General features: G+C 58.3%; 22 protein-coding genes and 1 tRNA gene. 12 read left to right on the top strand and 11 right to left on the bottom strand.

Annotated elements, in window-relative coordinates; genetic code table 11:
* Positions 1-4: 4 nt before the first annotated feature.
* From NLU14_RS05500 to NLU14_RS05485, 4 genes are all read left to right on the top strand, one after another.
* A complete protein-coding gene (locus tag NLU14_RS05500; RefSeq protein WP_275705170.1) occupies positions 5-751 on the top strand; it encodes a pteridine reductase in 747 nt (248 codons plus the stop codon).
* 90 nt (positions 752-841) lie between these two features.
* Positions 842-2,020, top strand: coding sequence for an acetyl-CoA C-acetyltransferase (locus tag NLU14_RS05495; RefSeq protein WP_275705169.1), 1,179 nt, complete (start codon positions 842-844; stop codon positions 2,018-2,020).
* A gap of 7 nt (positions 2,021-2,027) precedes the next feature.
* Positions 2,028-2,492 (top strand): tRNA (uridine(34)/cytosine(34)/5-carboxymethylaminomethyluridine(34)-2'-O)-methyltransferase TrmL, encoded by a 465-nt coding sequence (gene trmL, locus NLU14_RS05490; RefSeq protein ID WP_275705167.1) that lies wholly within the window; start codon positions 2,028-2,030, stop codon positions 2,490-2,492.
* Positions 2,476-3,216, top strand: coding sequence for a substrate-binding periplasmic protein (locus tag NLU14_RS05485; protein WP_275705165.1), 741 nt, complete (start codon positions 2,476-2,478; stop codon positions 3,214-3,216). Before trmL ends, NLU14_RS05485 begins: the two co-directional genes overlap by 17 nt.
* A 60-nt stretch (positions 3,217-3,276) precedes the next feature.
* On the opposite strand, the gene secB is transcribed toward NLU14_RS05485, so the two are convergent.
* Both secB and NLU14_RS05475 read right to left on the bottom strand, forming a co-directional pair.
* A complete protein-coding gene (secB, locus tag NLU14_RS05480) occupies positions 3,277-3,777 on the bottom strand; it encodes a protein-export chaperone SecB (RefSeq protein ID WP_275705163.1) in 501 nt (166 codons plus the stop codon).
* A gap of 141 nt (positions 3,778-3,918) precedes the next feature.
* Entirely contained in the window at positions 3,919-4,335 is a 417-nt protein-coding gene (locus tag NLU14_RS05475) for a rhodanese-like domain-containing protein (protein WP_275705162.1), read from the bottom strand.
* 146 nt (positions 4,336-4,481) lie between these two features.
* On the opposite strand from NLU14_RS05475, the gene gpmM reads away from it, so the two are divergent.
* The 4 genes from gpmM to NLU14_RS05455 all read left to right on the top strand — a co-directional run bounded on the left by gpmM (position 4,482) and on the right by NLU14_RS05455 (position 9,493).
* Positions 4,482-6,029: a 2,3-bisphosphoglycerate-independent phosphoglycerate mutase gene (gene gpmM / locus NLU14_RS05470; RefSeq protein WP_275705161.1), complete on the top strand. Its 1,548-nt coding sequence runs from the start codon at positions 4,482-4,484 to the stop codon at positions 6,027-6,029.
* Positions 6,029-7,162 carry a murein hydrolase activator EnvC family protein gene (locus tag NLU14_RS05465; RefSeq protein WP_275705370.1) on the top strand — a complete coding sequence of 378 codons (1,134 nt, stop codon included), beginning with the start codon at positions 6,029-6,031 and terminating at the stop codon, positions 7,160-7,162. The genes gpmM and NLU14_RS05465 overlap by 1 nt, the downstream gene beginning before the upstream one ends.
* Positions 7,163-7,268: 106 nt before the next feature.
* The gene (locus tag NLU14_RS05460) at positions 7,269-8,678 is read left to right on the top strand and encodes a S41 family peptidase (RefSeq protein ID WP_275705160.1); all 1,410 of its coding nucleotides are present in this window, start codon (positions 7,269-7,271) and stop codon (positions 8,676-8,678) included.
* Complete coding sequence (locus tag NLU14_RS05455) at positions 8,675-9,493, top strand: divergent polysaccharide deacetylase family protein (RefSeq protein WP_275705159.1); 819 nt, start codon at positions 8,675-8,677, stop codon at positions 9,491-9,493. The genes NLU14_RS05460 and NLU14_RS05455 overlap by 4 nt, the downstream gene beginning before the upstream one ends.
* Positions 9,494-9,526: 33 nt before the next feature.
* Here the strand turns inward: NLU14_RS05455 and hisF are convergent, their stop codons facing one another.
* The 5 genes from hisF to NLU14_RS05430 form a co-directional block, all read right to left on the bottom strand.
* Positions 9,527-10,300 carry an imidazole glycerol phosphate synthase subunit HisF gene (hisF, locus tag NLU14_RS05450; protein ID WP_275705158.1) on the bottom strand — a complete coding sequence of 258 codons (774 nt, stop codon included), beginning with the start codon at positions 10,298-10,300 and terminating at the stop codon, positions 9,527-9,529.
* 8 nt (positions 10,301-10,308) lie between these two features.
* A complete protein-coding gene (hisA, locus tag NLU14_RS05445; protein WP_275705157.1) occupies positions 10,309-11,046 on the bottom strand; it encodes a 1-(5-phosphoribosyl)-5-[(5-phosphoribosylamino)methylideneamino]imidazole-4-carboxamide isomerase in 738 nt (245 codons plus the stop codon).
* A 194-nt stretch (positions 11,047-11,240) separates the two neighbouring features.
* The gene (gene hisH / locus NLU14_RS05440) at positions 11,241-11,882 is read right to left on the bottom strand and encodes an imidazole glycerol phosphate synthase subunit HisH (protein WP_275705156.1); all 642 of its coding nucleotides are present in this window, start codon (positions 11,880-11,882) and stop codon (positions 11,241-11,243) included.
* A gap of 51 nt (positions 11,883-11,933) precedes the next feature.
* Entirely contained in the window at positions 11,934-12,527 is a 594-nt protein-coding gene (gene hisB / locus NLU14_RS05435) for an imidazoleglycerol-phosphate dehydratase HisB (RefSeq protein WP_135803146.1), read from the bottom strand.
* 113 nt (positions 12,528-12,640) lie between these two features.
* Entirely contained in the window at positions 12,641-13,102 is a 462-nt protein-coding gene (locus tag NLU14_RS05430; protein WP_275705154.1) for an SRPBCC family protein, read from the bottom strand.
* A 185-nt stretch (positions 13,103-13,287) separates the two neighbouring features.
* Between NLU14_RS05430 and NLU14_RS05425 the strand changes: the two genes are divergently transcribed.
* The 4 genes from NLU14_RS05425 to NLU14_RS05410 all read left to right on the top strand — a co-directional run bounded on the left by NLU14_RS05425 (position 13,288) and on the right by NLU14_RS05410 (position 17,047).
* Positions 13,288-15,477 carry an AsmA family protein gene (locus NLU14_RS05425; protein ID WP_275705153.1) on the top strand — a complete coding sequence of 730 codons (2,190 nt, stop codon included), beginning with the start codon at positions 13,288-13,290 and terminating at the stop codon, positions 15,475-15,477.
* Positions 15,474-16,538: an A/G-specific adenine glycosylase gene (mutY, locus tag NLU14_RS05420; protein ID WP_275705152.1), complete on the top strand. Its 1,065-nt coding sequence runs from the start codon at positions 15,474-15,476 to the stop codon at positions 16,536-16,538. Before NLU14_RS05425 ends, mutY begins: the two co-directional genes overlap by 4 nt.
* Before the next feature lie 52 nt (positions 16,539-16,590).
* A complete protein-coding gene (locus NLU14_RS05415; RefSeq protein WP_275705151.1) occupies positions 16,591-16,863 on the top strand; it encodes an oxidative damage protection protein in 273 nt (90 codons plus the stop codon).
* A gap of 108 nt (positions 16,864-16,971) precedes the next feature.
* Positions 16,972-17,047: transfer RNA gene (locus NLU14_RS05410), tRNA-Phe, on the top strand.
* Between the two features lie 78 nt (positions 17,048-17,125).
* On the opposite strand, the gene NLU14_RS05405 is transcribed toward NLU14_RS05410, so the two are convergent.
* Genes NLU14_RS05405 through NLU14_RS05390 form a run of 4 tightly spaced genes read right to left on the bottom strand, consistent with a single transcriptional unit; the run spans position 17,126 to position 21,959 of the window.
* Positions 17,126-18,277, bottom strand: a complete 1,152-nt coding sequence (locus NLU14_RS05405; protein ID WP_275705150.1) for an acyl-CoA dehydrogenase family protein — start codon at positions 18,275-18,277, stop codon at positions 17,126-17,128.
* Between the two features lie 56 nt (positions 18,278-18,333).
* Entirely contained in the window at positions 18,334-19,416 is a 1,083-nt protein-coding gene (locus NLU14_RS05400) for an MBL fold metallo-hydrolase (protein ID WP_275705149.1), read from the bottom strand.
* Between the two features lies 1 nt (position 19,417).
* Complete coding sequence (locus NLU14_RS05395; RefSeq protein ID WP_275705148.1) at positions 19,418-21,085, bottom strand: long-chain fatty acid--CoA ligase; 1,668 nt, start codon at positions 21,083-21,085, stop codon at positions 19,418-19,420.
* A 58-nt stretch (positions 21,086-21,143) separates the two neighbouring features.
* Positions 21,144-21,959 carry an HpcH/HpaI aldolase/citrate lyase family protein gene (locus NLU14_RS05390; protein WP_275705147.1) on the bottom strand — a complete coding sequence of 272 codons (816 nt, stop codon included), beginning with the start codon at positions 21,957-21,959 and terminating at the stop codon, positions 21,144-21,146.
* Positions 21,960-21,970 lie beyond the last annotated feature (11 nt).

Here is a 21,970-nt window from a genome sequence, read left to right as displayed (position 1 = left end):
CCTCATGGCATCACCAACACCTGTAGTACTTATCACCGGAGCGGCACACCGGCTGGGTGCCCACATCGCCAGACACCTCCACCAGCGCGGCTGGAACCTGGTGATTCACTACCGCTCGCGGGAAATTGAAGCCAGTGCCCTTCGTAATGAGCTGAACAACATCAGGCCGGATTCCGCCGTCATTATCCAGGCTGATCTCTCCAGCCCGGGCCAGACAAAAATCCTGGCGAACCAGGCCGTCTCCGCCTGGGGTCGGCTTGATGGCCTGGTGAACAACGCCTCGGTGTTCTACCCCACCCCGACCCCGGAGGCCAGCGCCGACGACTGGAACACCATCATGAACACCAACCTGCGGGCGCCCTTTTTTCTTGGCCAGGCTTGCCTGCCCGCCCTCAAGAAATCCCGGGGCACCATCGTTAATATGATCGACATCTACAGCCAGCGCCCGCTGGCCAACCATCCGCTGTACTGCGCCAGCAAATCCGGCCTGGCATCATTAACGCGGTCCTGGGCCAAAGACCTGGCTCCGGAGGTACGCGTTAATGGCGTTTCCCCGGGAGCCATACTGTGGCCCGAGGGCGAGGCCACCATCGACGAGAATTATCAGCTAAGCATTCTGGCAAAAACGCCCCTGGCCCGCACCGGCTCACCGGATGACATCGCCGGCGCTATTGCCTTCTTCCTGTGTGATGCCCCTTTTGTAACCGGCCAGATCCTGTCGGTGGATGGCGGCCGCAGCCTCAATATGTAAGCGGATTACCCCCGCTCGCTTTGGCCTACCCCGGCTTTCCGATACAATGCATGCAGCTTTTCAAACCTGCCTGACAACCGGAGAGAACCCATGCGTGATGTTGTTATCGTAGCCGCCAAACGTACCGCCGTCGGCAGCTTCGGCGGAGGGCTTTCCAGCCTTCGTGCCGATCAGCTCGGCAGCGCTGTTATCAAGGCCCTGCTGGAAGAGTCCGGCGTTGTCGCCGACCAGGTCAACGAGGTGGTTCTGGGCCAGGTGCTGACAGCCGGCTGCGGCCAGAACCCGGCACGCCAGGCATCCATCAATGCGGGCATTCCCGCCTCGGTACCCGCCATGACCATCAACAAGGTGTGCGGCTCCGGCCTCAAGGCTGTGCACATGGCTGTGCAGGCCATCCGTTGCGGCGACGCCGAGCTGATGATCGCCGGCGGCCAGGAAAGCATGAGCCAGGCACCACACGTGCTACCCAACAGCCGCAACGGCCAGCGCATGGGCAACTGGAACATGGTGGACACCATGATTTCCGACGGCCTATGGGATGCCTTCAACGATTACCATATGGGCGTGACTGCGGAAAATATCGTGGAGAAATACGGCATCACCCGCGAAGAGCAGGATGAATTTGCCGCAGCCTCCCAGCAGAAAGCCGCCGCCGCAATAGACGCCGGTTACTTCGACAGCCAGATTGTTCCTATCACCATTCCCCAGCGCAAGGGCGACCCGCTGATCGTGAACAGGGACGAGGGCCCACGCGCGGGTGTTACCACCGAAAGCCTGGGCAAACTTCGCGGTGCGTTCAAAAAAGATGGAACCGTCACCGCCGGCAATGCGTCTTCCCTGAATGACGGCGCGGCTGCGGTGATTGTCTGCAGCGCCGACAAGGCCAAAGAGCTGGGGCTAGCGCCATTGGTCACCATCAGGGCCCATGCCAATGCGGGTGTCGATCCCACGATTATGGGCACCGGCCCGATTCCGGCCAGCCAGCGCTGCCTGAAATTGGCTGGCTGGTCAGTAGACGATCTGGACCTTGTGGAAGCCAACGAGGCCTTCGCGGCCCAGGCCATTTCCGTCAACCGGGACCTGGGCTGGGACACAGCGAAGGTCAACGTGAACGGCGGTGCCATTGCGCTGGGCCACCCCATCGGGGCGTCCGGTTGCCGGATCCTGGTCAGCCTGCTGCATGAGATGGCCCGCCGGGACGCGAAGAAGGGTCTGGCAACCCTGTGTATTGGCGGCGGCATGGGTGTTGCCTTGGCCGTGGAACGCTGATCACGTAATGCTGAACGTGGTGTTATTCGAGCCCGAGATACCGCCGAACACCGGCAATATCATCAGGCTCTGTGCCAACACCGGCTGCCGGCTGCATCTGATTGAACCCCTGGGCTTTACCCTGGAAGACAAGCAGATGCGGCGGGCTGGCCTGGACTACAGCGAATACGCCACGGTAACAGTGCATCCGGACTACCAGGCCTTTCTGGACACTGAACAACCTTTAAGGCTTTTCGGGCTGACCACCAAAGGCAGTCGTGGTTATCATGAAGTCACATACCAGAGCGGCGACTACCTGATGTTCGGCCCCGAAACCCGCGGGCTACCGTCAGACATCCGCGACGCCATGCCGGAGCCGCATCGCCTGAGAGTGCCCATGCGCCCGGAGAGTCGCAGCCTGAACCTGTCCAACACGGTGGCACTGGTGGTTTATGAAGCATGGAGGCAGTTTGGTTTTGAAGGGGCGCAGTAATCATCATTACCCGAGATGGCCCGTTTTAACCCTCGTACTCATACTGATAGCAGGCGATGCCTGGTCCAATGATGATGCGCAGGACACCCGGGTAATCACCACGCCCTCTACGACCTCAGAAGTCTCTGTGGTACTTGGCAAACAAATCGTCAGGCAACTCTATGACAGCTGCGGGCTGGACATACGTTACCTGGACGTTCCGGCCGCAAGGGCCGTGCTTATGGCGGAGAAAGGCCAATCAGACGGCGAACTCGCCCGCATTCCCATGGCAGTGAAGGAAAACGCTCCCTTACTCCCCCTTGATACCCCTATTGATGAGGCCCGCCTGGTTTCGGTGATTCTTAACGGCGACCCCAAACATTCAGAAGCCTCGCTGGAGGGAAAACGGATTGGCTTTCTCAACGGCTACCGGATGATAGCCTCGGTTTTGCCCGAGGATGTCACGCAAGTTGCCACCAGCGATACCTTTCAGTTAATCAACCTGCTGGAGCGCGGGAGGATTGACGTGGCACTGACCCTGGAATGGGACGCCCTGGCCGCCAAACGCAAGAACCCACGGCTGTCAATTGGCAAACCGCTGCTGAAAGCGCCCATATACCACTGGGTGCATAAGTCCCGGAAAGACGACATCCCCTGCCTCTCCCGGGCTCTGGAATCCATGAAGGCATCCGGCGATCTGGACCGGATAATCACTGACGGCATCGGGCCGGAGGCCGTCCAATAAAAAGCCCCGCCAACCTGAACAGTTGGCGGGGCTTTTGTCACCGTATGGGCGCGAGCAGTATCAGTGAGTCTGCTCTTCCTTCGCCTCTCCGGCGGCTTCTTCCTGCTTGCGCTTCAGTGCCTGGGCGTATATCGCGTCGAAGTTAACCGGCGCCAGCATCAGCGCCGGGAAGCTGCCCTTGCCGACCACACCATCAATGGCTTCCCGCGCATAGGGGAACAGGATGTTCGGGCAATAGGCGCCCAGCATCTGGCCAAGTTGCGGGCCTTCAATTCCCTTCACCAGGAAGACACCTGCCTGCTGGATCTCGACGATGTAGGCAACCTTGTCATCAACTTTTGCCGTCACCGTCAGGGACAGCACAACTTCATACTGGTTGTCGCTGACCTTGTTATGGGAGGTGTTCAGGTCCAGATTGACCTGCGGCTTCCACTGGTCCTGAAAGACCGCCGGGGAATTGGGAGACTCAAACGACAAATCCTTCACGTAAATACGCTGGAGCGCAAACTGGGGTTGAGTCTGGTTTTCGTTGCCTGCTGCGGCCTGCTGATTTTCAGCCATGTTCAATCCTTTCGTTCTCGGTAGGGGCAACCAGGGCCCGTTGTTATGTTAATGCTGCCGGAACAGTGTAGTGCCTGGCTCCGCCCGCTTATGTGAAACAGTGCGACAGTTTACCGTTCAGTTCAAGGCCCCGCAGGGCCGTTACTTCTTCACCAGCGGCAGGTTGTTGCCTTTCCAGTCGGCAACGCCACCATCCAGGCGAACCACGTTGGTGTAGCCTTCCGCATTCAGCTGCTTGACCGCCATCGCCGAATGTTGGCCCATCTTGTCCGCCACGATAATCTGCTTGTCCTTGAACTTCTTCAGTTCTGACGCACGGCTTTTGATACTATTAAGGGGAATATTGATTGCACCGGTAATCCGGCCCTCGTTAAAATCCTTGCGGTCACGGATATCGACGACGACAGCTTCGTCACGGTTAATCAGGTTCACGGCTCCCTGCGCCGAAATTTTCTTGCCGCCACGGCGTGACTCGAGCACAAGTATGGCCAGCAGGAAAGCGACAAACAGAGACACCAGAATGTAATGGTTAACCGCGAACTCGAACACCCTTTCCATGAAAACACCTTGCTGAATAGTTTGTGGCGGGATTATACACACCCTTCCCCACGGACAGAAGGTAACGAAACTGGCCGGCAGGTGCGAAAATGTTTAGAATCGATGTTCGTTTTAGTAAATTTACCAAACTACCATCGGATTAAGTGATGACTGCCACGCGTAAGCCTACCGCACTGATCATTCTTGATGGCTGGGGCCACCGCGACCCGGCTGAAGACAACGCCATCAGCAATGCCAACACGCCATGTTGGGATAAGCTCTGGAAAAATCAGCCGAAAACGCTCATTAATACATCCGGAATGTTTGTCGGCCTGCCCCAGGGACAGATGGGCAACTCCGAAGTTGGCCACATGAACCTGGGCGCCGGACGAGTGGTTTACCAGAGCCTGACGCGCATCGACAAAGATGTGGAAGAAGGTACTTTTACGGAAAACCCAGCGCTCTGCGCCGCCATCGACAAGGCTGTGGGCAGCGACCGCGCGGTACACCTGATGGGCCTGCTCTCTCCCGGCGGCGTTCACAGCCACGAGGACCACATACTGGCTGCCGCTGAAATGGCGGCGAAACGCGGCGCGAAAGAAGTCTATATCCACGCCTTCCTGGATGGCCGCGACATGCCACCCCGCAGCGCAAAAGCATCACTTGAGAAAGCCGCCTCCAAGCTGAAAAACCTCGGTGTGGGCCGCGTTGCCTCTATTGTTGGCCGCTACTACGCCATGGACCGCGACAATCGCTGGGACCGTGTGGAAGAAGCCTACAACGTCATGACCCTGGGTGAAGCAGAGTTCACCTTCGCCGACCCGGTAACCGCACTGGAACAGGCCTACGAGCGCGGTGAGAACGACGAGTTTGTGAAGGCCACCCGCATAAAAACCAGCGGCGATACGGAAGCCACCATCAACGACGGCGACATCGTGATATTCATGAACTTCCGTGCCGACCGTGCCCGGGAGATGACCCGCTGCTTCGTGGAAAAGGACTTCGACGGTTTTGATCGCCGCAAGCACCCGGAACTGGCGGACTTCGTGATGCTGACGGAGTACGCGGCCGACATTAAAACATCCTGCGCCTACCCGCCGGAACAACTGACCAACGGCCTCGGCGAATACGTTTCCAACCTCGGAAAAACCCAGCTGCGAATTGCTGAAACCGAAAAATACGCCCACGTCACCTTCTTCTTCAATGGTGGCCTGGAAACCCCATTCGAGGGCGAAGACCGCATCCTGGTGCCCTCCCCCAAGGTTGCCACCTACGACCTGCAGCCGGAAATGAGCGCGCCCGAGGTCACCGACAAACTGGTGGAAGCCATCAAGAGTGGCAAGTACGACCTGGTGGTCTGCAACTACGCCAACGGCGATATGGTGGGCCATACCGGCAAACTGGATGCCGCCATCAAGGCCGCAGAATGCATCGACCAGTGCGTTGCCCGTATTACCGAAGCACTGGAAGAAGTTGGCGGCGAAGCGCTGATCACTGCGGACCATGGTAACTGCGAGCAGATGACCGACCCCAATTCCGGTCAGGTGCATACCGCCCATACCATTGGCCCGGTGCCGCTGATCTACGTTGGCCCCCGCAAGGTGTCCCTCAAAGACGACGGCAGCCTCAGCGATGTGGCACCCACCCTGCTGAGCCTGATGAGCCTGAAACAACCGGCCGAAATGACCGGGCACAGCCTGGTGGAGATCGGTTGATTGCGCGACTGTGGCTGGTGCTGGCACTGCTTGCAGTCGCCACGCCAGCACTGGCGGAGCAACAGGTTACACCTGGCCAGATCGAAGACCTCAAGGAAGAGATCGCCGACATTGACGAGTGGCTGGCCGATGCCGAAGAAGACCGCTCGTCACTGGAGCGCCAGCTTTCCGGTATCGAGCAGGAAATCGGACGGCTCACCCGCGAACGCCGCGAACTCCGGGAACAGGCCAGGGAACAGCAACAGCGCCTGACCGAACTGGGCGAGGAAGAGGCCGAGCTCACCCGTGTACTGGAAAGCCAGCGCGACAGCCTGAAGATGCAGATCCGCGCCGCCTGGATGGAAGGCGACGCCCCTGCCGTGAAAGTCCTGCTCAACGAGATTGACCCGGACAAGATCGCCCGCACCATGACCTACTACGAGTACCTCAGCCGGGACACCATTGACCGCCTCGAAGCGTTCGCCGCCAATCTCCGCCAACTGAAAGAAACCCGGAAGCAGGTCAAGGCCGGGCGGCTGCGGCTGGCGGAACTGGAAGAAAACGTCGCCGACCGTCAGCAAAAACTCAGCAGCAGCAAAAAAGAGCGGGAACAGACCCTGGCAGCCCTGGAAGCAGACATCAGCGATCGCCGAGACGAGCGCAAGGAGCTGGAAGCGGACCGCAAACGGCTGGAAAAACTGCTGAAAGAGGTGGAAGAAGCCATTGCCAGTATTCCCACCCCCAATGAATCAGACCCGTTCGGATCACTCAGGGACAAGCTGCCCTGGCCAGCGGAAGGCAAGATTGCCAGCAGCTTCGGCGACAGCTATGCCAGCGGCAAACTCAGTTACAACGGCCTGCTGATCAACACCGCTGATGGAAGCGACGTAAAAGCGGTTCATTATGGCCGCGTCGTCTTTGCCAACTGGCTGCGTGGGTTCGGCCTGATCACCATCCTCGACCACGGCGATGGATACATGACCCTCTATGGCCATAGCAGCAGCCTGTTCACAAGCCCCGGAGACTGGGTCGAGGCAGGGGAAGCCATTGCCCAGGCCGGCCGCACAGGTGGCACTGATGAACCCGCGGTGTATTTCGAAGTTCGCCACAACGGTAAGCCGGACAACCCGCTGCGCTGGTTGGGCAACCGCTGAGCCTGATCGTGCTACCCTAAAGGGCTGACAAATCAGCCCGGTAACGCCATACTGTCCGGCAATGCTCAGGAACAAACCAGCCATCGGAACAACACAGGACATGTGAATGAGACGGGTAAGAAGTTTACACCACGCCGCAACCACACGCGCACTCGCCCTTGCTACCTGCTTAACCGCCTTGCCCGGCCTTGTTCACGCCCAGGAAGCCGATGAGGAAACCCGGCGCCTGCTCGAAGGTATCCAGCACGGGGAACAGGTGGAAATACAACTGCCTGATCCGGAAGAGCAACTGCCCCTGGACGACCTTCGCAAATTCGCTGAAGTGTTTGGCCGCATCAAGGACGCCTACGTGGAAGAGGTTGACGACAGCCAGCTTCTCGAAAGCGCCATTAAAGGCATGCTCTCGGACCTGGACCCCCATTCCACCTACCTGGCCCCGAAGGACTACGAACAGCTTGAAGAAAGCACCTCTGGCGAGTTCGGTGGCCTGGGTATTGAAGTGGGCATGGAAGATGGTTTTGTGAAGGTTATCTCGCCCATCGACGACACCCCTGCCCAGAAGGCTGGTGTGCAGGCAGGCGACCTGATCATCAAACTGGGTGACCAGCCGGTCAAGGGCATGTCGTTGGAAGAAGCCGTCAAACTGATGCGCGGCAAGCCGGGAACCGTCCTTACCCTCACCATTATGCGCGAGGGGGAATCGGCACCGATCGAGATTGATGTGGAACGGGACATTATCAAGGTCACCAGCATCAAGTCCCGCATTATCGAGAACGGCTATGGCTATGTACGGATTACCCAGTTCCAGGCGGATACCGGGGCCCAGTTTACCAAGGCACTTAAAGCCCTCGAAGAGGAGCATGGCAGCGAACTGGACGGCCTGGTTATTGACCTGCGTAACAACCCAGGCGGTATCCTGCAAGCTGCGGTAGAGTCCGCCGATGCTCTGCTGGATGAAGGCCTGATCGTTTATACCGAGGGCCGCATCCAGAGCTCACGCCTGCGCTTCAATGCCAAACCGGGCGAGGTGATGCCCGACACCCCCATCGTGGTCCTGATCAACGGCGGCTCTGCCTCCGCCTCGGAAATCCTCGCCGGTGCGCTGCAGGACCACCAGCGAGCGGTGGTGATGGGCACCCAGTCGTTTGGCAAGGGCAGCGTCCAGACCGTTATTCCGCTTGACGAAACCCACGCCATCAAGATGACTACTGCGCGCTACTACACTCCGGACGGCCGTTCCATCCAGGCCAAGGGCATCAAACCGGATATTGAAGTGAAGCCGGCACAGTTTACCGAGCTGGACAGCCAGCCGTTCTTCACCGAGGCGGACCTCAGCGGCCACCTTGAAGGCCAGGATGAAAGCCAGGGCGGAACCCAGAAAACGGAGGAAACAGAGCAGAACAAGAACACCTCACCTGCAAGCAGGGACTTCCAGCTACGCTCCGCTCTGAACCTTCTGAAAGGCCTGGGCATTCTCGGCAATCGCAACAAGCCCGAACAGGGAAGCGCGGATTGAAAGTTCTAGCTACGCTGATTGCAGCCGCACTGGCCGTTTCCCCGGTTGTTGCCGGGGAAAACGACCAGCGGGTTCCGCCCACCATTGCCATCATTATCGATGACATGGGGCACAACCTGGCTGAGGGGGAACGACTGATCGCCCTGGACCAGCCCATTACCCTGGCTTTCCTGCCCTACCGCAGGCATACCAACAGGTTGGCAGAGCTGGCGCACCGAAAGCACAAGGAAATCATGCTACACGCGCCCATGGCCAACACCCGCAATCTCGGCCTGGGCCCTGGCGGCCTGAGCCCGGACATGGACAAGAACAGCATGGCCTCAACCCTGCGCCGGGCCCTGCAATCCATTCCCCATGTCCAGGGCGTGAACAATCACATGGGCAGCCTGCTGACCCAACAGCTAGAGGCCATGGACTGGGTCATGTCCGAACTGGACCACTACCCGGTCTATTTCGTGGACAGCCGCACTATCGCCTCATCCATCGCCGGCGAAGTAGCCGCCGCCTATCAAATCCCCACCCTCACCCGGGATGTGTTCCTGGATCACGAGCAAACGGAAGAATTCGTGGACCGGCAGTTCCAACTTCTCATCAAACGGGCAAAGGAAAATGGCAGCGCCATCGGCATCGGCCACCCGCACAAGGTAACCGTGGATTATCTTGAAAAGCGATTGCCGGAGCTGGACGAACAGGGCATTGCCGTAGCCACCGTCAGCGGCGTGTGGGCCATGAGGAATGGCAACCGGCCGATGTTTGCAGAGGGAGAGAAACGGGCAATCCGGCCCACATTAGCAAATCAAAGTAGGTCGGATTAGCCAAAGCCGTAATCCGACAAACCAACTGCCAACCTAATCCCGAACCACAATCCCCTGAGCCTTCATAAACGCCTTGGCCTCCGGAATCGTATGCTGCCCAAAGTGAAAGATAGAAGCAGCCAGCACCGCATCCGCACGCCCTTCGGTCACACCATCCGCCAAATGCTGAAGCTCACCCACACCACCTGAAGCAATCACCGGCACCGACACCGCGTCACTGATCGCCCGAGTCAGCCCCAGATCAAATCCGACCTTGGTACCGTCCCGGTCCATGCTGGTCAGCAGCAACTCTCCGGCGCCCATGGCGGTCATCTTGCGGGCCCACTCCACGGCATCGAGCCCTGTAGGCTTACGGCCACCGTGGGTGAAAATCTCCCAGCGCGGTTCTTCACCTTCCCCACTGACACGCTTGGCATCAATGGCTACTACAATGCACTGGCTGCCAAAACGGCCAGCGGCTTCGCGGACGAATTCCGGGTTGAACACCGCAGCGGTGTTGATGGACACCTTGTCTGCGCCGGCATTCAGGAGCTTGCGAATGTCCTCAACGGTGCGCACACCGCCACCAACTGTCAGCGGAATGAATACTTCCGCAGCCATGCGCTCCACGGTTTCATAGGTGGTATCGCGGCTTTCATGGCTGGCGGTAATGTCCAGGAAGGTAATTTCGTCGGCGCCCTGTTCGTTGTATTTGCGGGCCACTTCCACCGGGTCGCCGGCGTCGCGGATATCAACAAAGTTCACGCCTTTTACAACGCGGCCTTTGTCGACGTCGAGGCAGGGGATGATGCGTTTTGCCAGAGCCATGATTCGTCTTACCCCTTCAGGCTGTCGCAGAAAGCCTGGGCTTCGGCTACGTCCAGTGTGCCTTCGTAGATGGCACGGCCGGTGATGGCGCCGAGAATGCCCTTGTCGGCCACGGTGGCCAGGCGCTTGAGGTCATCCATATTGGTGACGCCGCCGGAGGCGATGACAGGGATGCCGCCTTCTTCCGCCAGCGCCGCCGTGGCTTCCACGTTAACACCCTGCATCATGCCATCGCGACTGATATCCGTGTAGACGATGGCCTCAACGCCATCATTGGCAAAACGTCTGGCCAAATCGGTTGCCATCACTTCCGACACTTCCGCCCAGCCATCGGTGGCAACACGACCGTCTTTGGCATCGAGGCCTACAATGATATGGCCCGGGAATTTCTTGCACATCTCAGTGACGAATTCCGGTTCCTTGACGGCTTTGGTGCCAATGATGACCCATTGCACGCCAGCTTTGAGGTAGGCCTCAATGGTCTCGGCGGAGCGGATGCCGCCACCGATCTGGATGGGCAGGTCCGGGTATTTACGGGCGATGGCCTGGACGATTTCGCCGTTGACGGGTTCGCCGGCGAAGGCGCCGTTCAGGTCCACCAGGTGCAGGCGGCGGGCGCCGGCTTCAACCCAGCGGGTTGCCATATCTACGGGGTCGTCACCGAACACGGTGGAGTCGTCCATGCGGCCCTGGCGTAGTCTTACGCACTTGCCGTCTTTAAGGTCTATGGCCGGGATGATCAGCATGTTTTCTTTTCCTTTGGACTGGTTTTGGCTTGCTGCCAGCAGTGGAGTTTGATCGCCCGTGCCCCGCCGGAGCGGAGGCCCTGTTCGGGGCACGCTGTTGATACGTCCGTGTACGCTCGACAAAAACATCCATGTTTTTGACGTCCCCGAACAGGGCCTCCGCTCCGGCGAAGCACTACTTTACTATTTGCCTGCTAGCTTTTTCCGGTCCAGTTTGTGAAATTTTTCAGTAACTGCAGCCCCGCCCTTGCGCTTTTTTCCGGGTGGAACTGTGCTGCGAAAATGTTGTCTTTTGCCACAGTCGCAGCCAAATCGACTCCATAATGGCTGCGACCGGCGATGTCATCATTGCCTTCGGCTTCCACGTAATAGCTGTGCACAAAATAGAAACGATCGCCGTCTGCGATGTTATGCCAAAGCGGATGTTCGATGGTCTGGTATACCTCGTTCCAGCCCATGTGGGGCACTTTCAGGCGCTCGCCGTTTTCCACGAGGTTTTCACCGAAATACCGCACTTCTGATGGAAATAGGCCAATGCAATCAACACCGCCGTTTTCTTCGCTACGGGACATAATTGCCTGCATACCAACACAGATGCCCAGGAACGGTCGATCCTGCGACACCTCGCGCACCAGAGTGTCGATACCCAAGCGGCGGATTTCCGCCATGCAGTCACGGATTGCCCCAACACCGGGCAAGATCACCCGGTCGGCTTCACGGATTTTGTCAGCGTTGTCGGTGACCAGTACGGTGGTACCCGGGGCTACGTGCTCTACTGCCTTCTTGGCAGAGTGAAGATTGCCCATGCCGTAATCGATAATGGCAACGGTTTTCATCTGAAGAGAGACTTCCTGAATCGTGGTTTCAATCTTGAACTCTGGGGCCGCTTACAGCGACCCCTTGGTGGACGGTGTGATACCCGCCATGCGCTCGTCCATTTCGATGGCCATGCGCAGGGCGCGACCGAAGGCCTTGAACACGGTTTCGATCTGGTGATGGGTGTTCTTGCCCTTCAGGTTGTCGATGTGCAGGGTGACCATGGAGTGGTTTACAAAGCCCTGAAAGAACTCCGCAAACAGGTCCACGTCAAAGCCACCGACAGCGCCACGGGTGTAGGGCACATCCATCAGCAGGCCGGGGCGGCCGGACAGGTCGATCACCACGCGGGACAGCGCTTCGTCCAGCGGCACGTAGGCGTGGCCATAGCGGCGGATACCCTTCTTGTCGCCCACCGCCTGTTTGAAGGCCTGGCCCAGGGTGATGCCGATGTCTTCCACGGTGTGGTGGTCGTCAATGTGCAGGTCACCCTTGGAGACGATGTTCAGATCCACCAGCCCGTGGCGGGCAATCTGGTCCATCATGTGCTCAAGGAAGGGCACACCAGTGTCGAAGCTGGACTTGCCGGTGCCGTCGAGATCGATTTCAACGGTGATCTGTGTTTCCAGGGTATTTCTTTCTACCCGAGCCTTGCGTTCGGCCATGGGGACTCCAAAGTCATCAATCGGCACATGCCGGAAAAGTGTCTGCGCGCATTATACCTTCTATCGCTCTCCGCGTCCCGCAATGGCCTTTATGACAACGATAGCCGCAGGCATCAGAACGCTTTTTTCAGGTTGTTCATGTAGGTATCCACCAGGCTGTTGAACTCATGCTTGATTACCGGGCTGATGGCCAGCTTCAGCAGGCTCGGCAGCGGCACCGTCAGTTCGGCGCTGGTCTGGAATTTCACCGAGGTGGTGCTGTCGTCTTTCGCCTTTAGGGTCCAGGAGCCTTTTACTACACCGTTGCCCTCGCCTTTGACCGGCTCCCAGGTGATCTTACCGTTGTCCTTGTCGGCGAAATACTTGCACGCGTAGATGGACTGGATGGCATGCTTATCCACGCCTACCTTTTCCATCTCCCAGCGGTAGGTGTTGTCACCCAGGTCCACCAGGTTGTGCACCTTGGGAAAATGGCTTGCCGATGCCGGAACATCCGCCAGCAGCCCGAATACTTCGTCGTATCCGGCGGGCAGGTCCAGTTCCCGGTTCAGCTCTATAGAGACAGTAATAGCCACTGCTTGCTCCTTTTTATCGTTGTAAGATGCGCTTTATGTTGTTGTGCGAAAATAAGGTGTCTATTTTGGCTGATCACTAACGTATTGTCATACACTCAGGCTTTTATTTTGTTACCCCTGGGGTATCCTTGGGCTAATCAAAAGCCCAGTCACCGGACACGAATTAACGGAAGGATGCCAGAATCATGAAAGCTGTTCGTTATGTGGCTCTCGCCATTGTTGGCCTGCTCATTCTTGCGGTTGCTGCCGTCGCTATTGCGGTAGCCGTCATTGACCCGAACACCTACAAGCCACAAATAGAGAAAGTGGTTGAAGACAAAACCAACCTCGACCTGATCCTGGCGGGGGATATCGGCTGGTCCTTCATTCCGTTGGGGCTGGAGCTCAATGACGTTGAGGCAACCCTGGAAGACGAGCGACTGGTTCGCCTTGACCAACTGGTGGCACAGGTCAGCTTCTGGTCCCTGGTGACCATGTCGCCCCGGGTCGACACCTTCCTGCTGAGCGGACTGGACGCCAACCTGTCCGTTAACGAGGACGGTACCGGTAACTGGACCCGGATTATGCCGGAAGGCGAAGAACAGCCACAGCAGGAAGAGCCCGCGTCGGCCGAAGCCGCTGAAGAAACAGCGGAAGAGAGCACCGGCGGCGAGCCCCTGAATTTCAACGTGGAGAGCGTGGAAATCAATAATGCCCGCGTCCACTATGAAGACAAGGGCACAGGCCAGGCTTTTACCCTTGAGGATTTCACCGTTACCGCCAGCGAAATCACCCTGGGCTCCAGCTTCCCATTGAATGTTGCCTTCCGGTTTGCCACCAACCAGCCCCAGTTTGAAGTGCAGGGTGACATCAGTGCCCGACTGGCGGCGAATGAAGCGCTTAACGAATTTGGCGTATCCGGACTGGAAGCCGTCTTTGACATGAGTGGCGAGCCCTTTGGTGGCGAATCCGTACGTGCCGAGCTCGCTGGCTCCCTGGAAGCCAACCTGGAGAACGAAACCGCGACCCTCAACGGCTTTACCGCCAGCCTGGCAGACCTGACACTGAACACAGATCTGACGGTTAACGGTTTTGGTGACAAGCCGAAACTCGAGGGAAGCCTCAGCATCGACGAGTTCTCCCTCAAAGCCCTGCTGGCCGCCCTGGGCCAACCGGCGATTGAAACGGAAGACCCAGAAGTGATGAAGGCCATTGCCTTCTCAACCAACATCGGCGGCCCTGCCGGCACGGTGGAACTGAGCGACCTGACCATCAGCCTGGACGACACCACTTTCCAGGGTAGCGCCAGCTATGCCTTGGCCAACAGCGCCATTGGCCTGAACCTGCAGGGCGATGCCATCAACGCTGACCGTTACCTTCCTCCCGCCAGCGATGAAGAAGCCGCCACCGAGGAAGCACCACAAGGGGGCGGGTCAGCGGAAGAAGGCGACCTGCTGCCACTGGAAACCCTGCGATCACTGGTGCTGGACATTAACCTTGGCTTGGGTGAGCTGATTGTCAGCAACCTCACCATCAAGGAGATCAAATCGGTGATCACCGCACGCAACGGGGTACTGGAAGTGCAGGACTTCAGCGGCAAGCTGTACGACGGCTCCTTCGGCGCCAAAGTAACCCTGGACGCCCGCACCGACAATCCGAAGTGGGCCATAAGCTCAAAAGTCAACAACGTGCAGACCCTGCCGCTGCTGACCGACCTTGCCGAAGTGGATATGCTCGCTGGTGGCGCGAACCTGTCCGCGGATGTGAATACTACCGGCAACCGTATCTCCGCCCTGCGCAACAATGCCGGCGGCGAGATCAACTTCAACCTGGCGGAGGGCGAATTCACCCGCATGAACCTCACCCGCATGGCCTGCCAGGGAATTGCCATGGTCAACCAGGAAAGCCTTAGCACCTCGGATTGGGGCACCAGCACCCCGTTCAACGATATGAAAGGCACTCTGAAGATTGACGGCAACACCCTGAACAACACTGACCTGGTGGCTGCCCTCGCCGGCATGAGACTGGAAGGCGACGGCACCGTGGACCTGGCCGCCTCCAACCTCGATTATGAAATTGGCCTGCGCATCGTCGGTGAAATCCACCGGGACGAAGCCTGCCGGGTGACGGAGTATGTGGAAGACGTTGTGATTCCCGTTGAGTGCCGTGGCGACTTCGCCGAAGACCCGGCTGGCCTCTGCTCCTTTGACGGCTCCCGCTTCCGCGACACCCTGAAAACCATCGCCGCCAACGCCGCGAAAGCAAAAGCCCGTGAAGAAGTGGACGAGGCAAAAGCCAAAGCCGAAGAAAAGGTTTCCGAGAAACTGAAGGAAAAGCTGGGCGAGCAAGGCGGCGAGCAGGTAAAAGACGCCCTCAAGGGCCTATTCGGACAATGAGCGACGGTTTTGCCAACAAGCTGCTGGCCTGGTACGACGAAAACGGCAGGCACGACCTGCCCTGGCACCATGACCGCAACCCATACCGCGTATGGGTTTCGGAAATCATGCTGCAGCAGACCCAGGTCACTACCGTTATCCCCTACTTCGAAGCCTTCATGCAGCGCTTTCCGGATGTGAAGGCGCTGGCCTCCGCGCCGGTGGACGATGTGCTCAGCCACTGGTCCGGCCTTGGTTACTACGCCCGTGCCCGCAACCTGCAAAAGGCGGCCCAGCAAGTGGTTGAGAAACACGATGGGCAATTCCCCAGGGACCTGGAACAACTCCAGACTCTGCCCGGCATTGGCCGCTCGACCGCTGCGGCCATCCTCGCCCAGGCCTACCAGCAACGGGCCGCCATACTGGACGGCAACGTAAAACGAGTCCTGGCCCGCTACCACGCCATTGCGGGCTGGCCCGGCAAAACCAGCGTACTGCACCAACTCTGGGAGCGTGCGGAGGAGCACACGCCCGACGAACGCATCCGCGACTATACCCAGGCCATCATGGACCTGGGCGCCATGGTGTGCACCCGCAGCCGCCCGGCGTGCGAAAGCTGCCCTCTACAGGCCGGGTGCGAAGCCTACGCCAAAGGCGAAACCAGCCTCTACCCCGCCTCCAAGCCCAAGAAAGCCAAGCCCGAGAAAACCACCTGGATGGTGATACTGGAAGACCACGAAGGGCGTATCCTGCTGGAACGCAGGCCACCCAGCGGCATCTGGGGCGGGCTCTGGAGCCTGCCGGAACTGGACCCGGCCTACAGCCCGGAGGAACTGCCAGACGCCTGCGAACAGGCCTTCGGCTTCAACTGCGGTGAACCGGAGCTCACCAGCGGATTCCGCCACACCTTCAGCCACTACCACCTGCACATCCAGCCGGCACGGCTGACCGTCCACAGCCCCGCGCGAGTTAACGACGCAGAGAACCACCAATGGATCCACCGGGACCAAGCCCTCTCCCTGGGCCTGCCAGCCCCCATCCGTACCCTGCTAACAGCGCCGGAACAAACCGTTCTGCTTTGATCTGTTATCATCCCTGCAGATTCAGCAACACGACCTCCAAACAGGAGCAGACATGAGCCGCACCGTATTCTGTCGTAAATACCAGGAAGAACTCGAAGGCCTGGACTTTCCCCCCATGCCAGGCAAGAAAGGCGAAGACCTCTACGAGAACATCAGCAAGAAGGCTTGGGAAGAATGGCAGGCCCAGCAGACCATGCTGATCAACGAAAAGCACCTGAGCCTGATGGACCCCAACACCCGCAAGTACCTGCAGGCACAGATGGAACGCTTCTTCAACAACGAGCCGTTCGACAAGGCCGAGGGGTACGTACCGCCGGAGAAGTAGGCGCCCCCAACCTGCGGAAGCGCCTATGAAAATTTTCCCGGAACGGCCTTGACTCAGGCAACCTAAACCGGTTTAATAGCGCCCCGTTGCACAGCAGTACCGCAACGCGCCCGGATAGCTCAGTCGGTAGAGCAGGGGATTGAAAATCCCCGTGTCGGTGGTTCGATTCCGCCTCCGGGCACCACGAATTCAATAACTTAGCCCGCTTCTAGCGGGCTTTGTTGTTTATTGACCGTTCAAGATACTGTGGTGGCCCAGGATTTCAGCCCATATTGCGAAGCATATGCTTTGCTATAACCAGTTGCTGGATCTGCGACGTACCCTCATATAGGCGGAACAGGCGAACGTCGCGATAGAAACGTTCGACACAATATTCGCTGACGTACCCCGCGCCGCCGTGAATCTGCACCGCGCGATCCGCAACCCGGCCAACCATCTCGGTGCAATAGAGCTTGCAACTCGCCGCATTCATGGGCGCCGGCTCCCCGGCATCGCAGGAGCGCGCGGTCTCTTCAACCATGCATTTGCCGGCGTAATATTCCGTCTGACTGTCGGCAAGCATGGCCTGCACCAGCTGAAAGTTGGCGATCTCCGTTCCGAACTGCTTGCGCTGCAAAGCGTATGTCACGCTTTCATCGATCAGACGCTTGGCGGTTCCGACGCTCAGGGCGCTAATGTGCAGACGGCCGCGATCCAGCACTTTCATCGCAGTCTTGAATCCCTGCCCTTCCACACCGCCAATCAACGCCTCGGCCGGTACCCGGACGTTCTCGAAAATCACGTCACAGGTATGAGCCCCTTTTTGGCCCATCTTCTTGTCTGGCTTACCAAGGGAGATACCCGGAAGGTTGGCGTCCACCAGAAATGCCGACACCCCACGGCCACCTTCTTCACGGGTGCCCGTACGGGCCATCACCGTGAACACGCCAGCCCTGGGCGCATTGGTGATGTAGCGCTTGTTACCATTGATGATGTAATGGTCACCATCAAGACGGGCGGTGGTCGCGACCGAGCCAGCATCGGACCCGGCATCCGGCTCCGTCAGGGCAAACGAACCAATCAGCTCGCCACTGGCCATCAACGGCAGATACCTTGCTTTTTGCTCCTGGGTACCATCAATAACAATGCCTTGGGAACCAATGCCGACATTGGTTCCAAACATCGAACGGAACACCGGCGATGTGTACCCCATTTCCTGAATCACCGCGACTTCTTCGCTCATGGTCAGCCCAAGGCCTCCGAATTCCTCCGGTATGGAAAGCCCGAACAATCCCATGTCCTTCATTTCGTCAATGACGTCTTCAGGGATCCGGTCTTCCTCCGCAACCTGCATTTCCAGCGGAATCAGGCGATCACGCACGTACCGCCGCACGGTGTCTACAAACTGATTGAGAGTATCGCGATCAAGTGCCATAGCGGCCTCCGTAGTACAAGATTGTGCGGGGTGGATTGATTAAACAAACCGTCGTTCTAGGCGGCCCGATACCAGCACACACCCTGCGAATCGACAGAGCAGGTCACTTCACTGGTCTCCCACAGGTAGTTCAGGCACGCCTGGGCTTCGCCCGTGGCCAGACTGAAGATCAACGGATCGTCTTCGGCTATCGGTCTGGAAAATAACAGTCCGAACAGATCCACCACCCGCTTGGAACTTTCCCTGAGTGACTTCCGGAGCACTGCAAAGGAACGCTCCTGCTCGGCAATCAGGGCATCAATGCGTTCATGTAACCCGACAAAACATTCCTGGTGAGCGGGTAACACCAGAACATCATTGGGAATTTCCTCTTTCAACCAACGAAGAGACGCCAGCCAATCGGCCATGGGATTGGCGAGTGGCTCCATCGGGGTGACGGACACATTGGAGGAAATCCTCGGCAGCACCTGATCACCAGAAATCAGCAGCTTCAGTTCCTCACAATAGAAACAGGCATGCTCCGGCGAATGCCCGCTGCCTACCACAACCCGCCAATTGTGCCCGCCAATCTCATGGCTCTGCCCATGTTCCAGGCGATGGTATGCCCTGGGCAGTGGGAAGACCCGTTTTCCGAAATTGCCGTAATGACCGCTATAACTCCGGATCGCGGCAGCAGGCCACCCGGCGCTGCGATGAAAACTGGTGAAGTCCTCCGGCACCTTGTCATCATGGGACTGCGCTTCCAGGATCCGGCAAGTCATGTATTCCATGCGGGTCATCCAGAATTGCGCGGGCTGGAGATCGGCAAGCCAGCCTGCCATACCAACGTGGTCAGGGTGCATATGCGTAACGAATACCCGGTCAATGACCGAGTGCCCCGGGATTTGCCTAATCAACGAGGTCCAGGCAGATTCCGCTTCTGCGGTATACATCCCGGTATCAATCACCGACACGCCGTCATCATCCCTCAACAGCCAGATGTTAATGTGATCCAGCTTTCCGGGCATAGGGATTCTGCTCCAGAAGACATTCGGAGCAATCTCCACCAACTCACCATAATCGGGCACCCTTTCCAGGGGATGGGTTATTCCGCCACTGCCAGGAACAAACACAGGCTCACCTTCATGCAGTCTGGCCATGTCAGAAAGCCTCTGCCCGGGCGGCTTCCTGAAGCTGACGCCAGTTGATCTTGCCGGTACCGGACTTGGGTAGCTCGTCGATGATCTCAACAGCCGTCGGCACTTTGTAAGCCGCCATATTCTGTTTGCACCAGGCAATAATATCGTCACCGGTAAGAGCTACGCTGGCACTCGGTTTCAGGACCACGAGGGCCTTGGCCGTTTCTCCCCTTTTGGTGTCGGGTATACCGATGACGCAGGCTTCATGGATGTCGGGGTGGCTATACATAATGCTTTCTACCTCGGCCGGCCAGACTTTGAAGCCAGAGGCATTGATCATCCGCTTGAGACGATCCACCATGAAAAAATAACCCTCTTCGTCCATGTAGCCCAGATCTCCGGTGCGCAGGAAGTGCTTGCCATCCCGCTCCAGAAACGTCTTCTCTGTGGCTTCGGGGTTGTGCCAGTACTCCCGCATCACCTGGGGACCGTGCAGAACAATCTCCCCGGTCTCCCCCTGAGGTAGCTCCTCCAGCGTGCCCGGATTGACGATACGGGCATCGACATCAAAACTGGCGATCCCCAGACACTGTCGCTTGCCCCGCTCCACCGGGTTCCCCAGGATGAATGCAGCGGTTTCTGTCAGGCCATAGGCCTCGTTGTAGCTGATGTCGAACTCATCTTTAAGGCGCTTTGAAATGGCCTCGGGCATTGCGGCACCACCGCCCATCAGCCGGAACAGGCTGGAAATGTCATGGTTGGCCAAGTCCGGATTGGAGAAGAAGTCGACGATCATGGAGGGCGGAGCACTCCACATATTCACCCGGTGGCGCTCAACCAGTTTCAGTGCGGCATCCCGGTCCCAACGCTGCATGATCACTGCCGTCGAGCCGTTATAGATGGGTCCATTCATGCCGCCCTGCATGCCCAGGAAGTGGAACAGCGGCGCAATCGCCAGCGAGGAAAACGCCGGAGATCCGCCACGCCATACTGCCGACCCAGCCACCGAAGCCAGCACAGAACCATGAGTATGGACACACCCCTTGGGCTTGCCGGTGGTACCAGAGGTATACCCAATCACGCACAGGTCGTCGTGTTTACCCTCAAAAGGCGCCGGGTCCATCCCACGAGCCAGGGCGTCCCGCCAGAGGGTGACTCCCGGATCCGCCAGCTCCTGCCTTGGCGCCGTCACTGCGTCCGGAACAGACACGTCGGTGTGCTCCGTCAGATAATCCGAATAAGCAAGTACGATCAGGTGTTCAATATAACCCGACCTCAGCAACGGGCGGGCATGCTCACAGAGTTCCTGGGCGGCCAAAACAGTTCTTGCGCCACTGTCGGTCACACAATAGTGCAGCTCTTCCGCCAGGTTCATCGGGTTGACGGGCACAACCACAGCCTGCGCCCGCAGAATGGCGTAATAGGCAATCACGAATTGGGGGCAATTCTGTGAGTACAAGGCCACCCTGTCCCCGTGCCCTACCCCACACTCACGCTGAAGATACCCGGCCAGGTGTTCCACCTGCGTCAACAGCTCACCGTATGAAAGTGTCGAGTCATAAAATACGATGGCCGGCTTGTCCGGATAACGTGTTGCCGCGACTTCAAGGTTGTAATAAAGGCTGGTTTTCGGCACGTCGAGCGAACGTGGAAGGCCTTTGGGCCAGTATAGGTTCTGTTCCGGTGTCATCTTGTTCTCCTGTTACTTGCCCGGTTTTCGGATCAATGGCTATAAACTGCCGGTCTACCTATTGCGCCCTCTCCAATATGGTTTTCGCCATGGCGATTACAGGTGCATCCACCATTTGTCCATCCACCTTGAATGCTCCGTCACCGGACTTTGCCGCTTCCATGACCTTGGTTGCCCACTCTACTTGGTGCGCCTCCGGCGCAAAGCCGGACTGAACCGCGGCAATCTGCCTGGGGTGAATGCACAGCATCCCGGCAAACCCCATATTGCGGGCCCTGCGCGCCCGCATTGTCACCGCCTGTTCGTCGTCGAATACCGGGAATACCGTGTCGATCGGAGGCAGCAAGCCGGCGGCACGGGAGCACACCAGTATCTGGTAACGACACTGATCCAGGATTCTCTCCGCACCCTCGGTATTGCCTTCAATACCCAGATCATCACTCAGATCCAATCCGCCATAGCTCAAGCGCTCGACGGCTGGTGTCGCTGCAATGGTACTCAATGCCAGCAGCCCCTTGGCGGATTCAATCAGCGGAATAACCGGCTTGCCGGCGTGTGCGAGAGCCATAATATCTTCCGCTGATTCCGCTTTCGGCAGCATGATGCCAGCGACCTTTTCATGGCGGGCACACAGAGCAACGTCACTATCAAAGCCGTCGGTCCCCCTGCCATTGATTCGGACGTAAATCCCCGGGCCGTCGTGATGCATGAGGAAGTTCTCGAGAGACTCCCTCGCCACCGCCTTGGCATCGGGAGGAACGGAGTCCTCCAGATCCACGATCACTGCGCCGGCACCGCTGGCCAGCGCTTTTTCGATTCGCTCTGGCCTGGTTGCCGGCACAAAAAGCATGGTTTTCAATTTACGGTCTATCATTTCAGGGTCCT

The sequence above is a fragment of the Marinobacter iranensis genome (genome assembly GCF_029207565.1).
Lineage (GTDB): Bacteria > Pseudomonadota > Gammaproteobacteria > Pseudomonadales > Oleiphilaceae > Marinobacter > Marinobacter iranensis.
This window is presented reverse-complemented; position numbering and strand designations above follow the sequence as displayed.

Excerpts from the sequence above, each read along its gene's own strand:
- NLU14_RS05500 (WP_275705170.1), top strand. The coding sequence starts at position 5 with ATGGCATCACCAACACCTGTAGTACTTATCACCGGAGCGGCACACCGG.
- trmL (WP_275705167.1), top strand. The coding sequence starts at position 2,028 with ATGCTGAACGTGGTGTTATTCGAGCCCGAGATACCGCCGAACACCGGC.
- hisB (WP_135803146.1), bottom strand. The coding sequence starts at position 12,527 with ATGGCCGAACGCAAGGCTCGGGTAGAAAGAAATACCCTGGAAACACAG.
- gpmM (WP_275705161.1), top strand. The coding sequence starts at position 4,482 with ATGACTGCCACGCGTAAGCCTACCGCACTGATCATTCTTGATGGCTGG.
- NLU14_RS05475 (WP_275705162.1), bottom strand. The coding sequence starts at position 4,335 with ATGGAAAGGGTGTTCGAGTTCGCGGTTAACCATTACATTCTGGTGTCT.
- hisA (WP_275705157.1), bottom strand. The coding sequence starts at position 11,046 with ATGCTGATCATCCCGGCCATAGACCTTAAAGACGGCAAGTGCGTAAGA.
- mutY (WP_275705152.1), top strand. The coding sequence starts at position 15,474 with ATGAGCGACGGTTTTGCCAACAAGCTGCTGGCCTGGTACGACGAAAAC.
- NLU14_RS05405 (WP_275705150.1), bottom strand. The coding sequence starts at position 18,277 with ATGGCACTTGATCGCGATACTCTCAATCAGTTTGTAGACACCGTGCGG.
- NLU14_RS05400 (WP_275705149.1), bottom strand. The coding sequence starts at position 19,416 with ATGGCCAGACTGCATGAAGGTGAGCCTGTGTTTGTTCCTGGCAGTGGC.
- NLU14_RS05425 (WP_275705153.1), top strand. The coding sequence starts at position 13,288 with ATGAAAGCTGTTCGTTATGTGGCTCTCGCCATTGTTGGCCTGCTCATT.
- NLU14_RS05495 (WP_275705169.1), top strand. The coding sequence starts at position 842 with ATGCGTGATGTTGTTATCGTAGCCGCCAAACGTACCGCCGTCGGCAGC.
- hisF (WP_275705158.1), bottom strand. The coding sequence starts at position 10,300 with ATGGCTCTGGCAAAACGCATCATCCCCTGCCTCGACGTCGACAAAGGC.
- NLU14_RS05390 (WP_275705147.1), bottom strand. The coding sequence starts at position 21,959 with ATGATAGACCGTAAATTGAAAACCATGCTTTTTGTGCCGGCAACCAGG.
- hisH (WP_275705156.1), bottom strand. The coding sequence starts at position 11,882 with ATGAAAACCGTTGCCATTATCGATTACGGCATGGGCAATCTTCACTCT.
- secB (WP_275705163.1), bottom strand. The coding sequence starts at position 3,777 with ATGGCTGAAAATCAGCAGGCCGCAGCAGGCAACGAAAACCAGACTCAA.
- NLU14_RS05395 (WP_275705148.1), bottom strand. The coding sequence starts at position 21,085 with ATGACACCGGAACAGAACCTATACTGGCCCAAAGGCCTTCCACGTTCG.
- NLU14_RS05460 (WP_275705160.1), top strand. The coding sequence starts at position 7,269 with ATGAGACGGGTAAGAAGTTTACACCACGCCGCAACCACACGCGCACTC.
- NLU14_RS05415 (WP_275705151.1), top strand. The coding sequence starts at position 16,591 with ATGAGCCGCACCGTATTCTGTCGTAAATACCAGGAAGAACTCGAAGGC.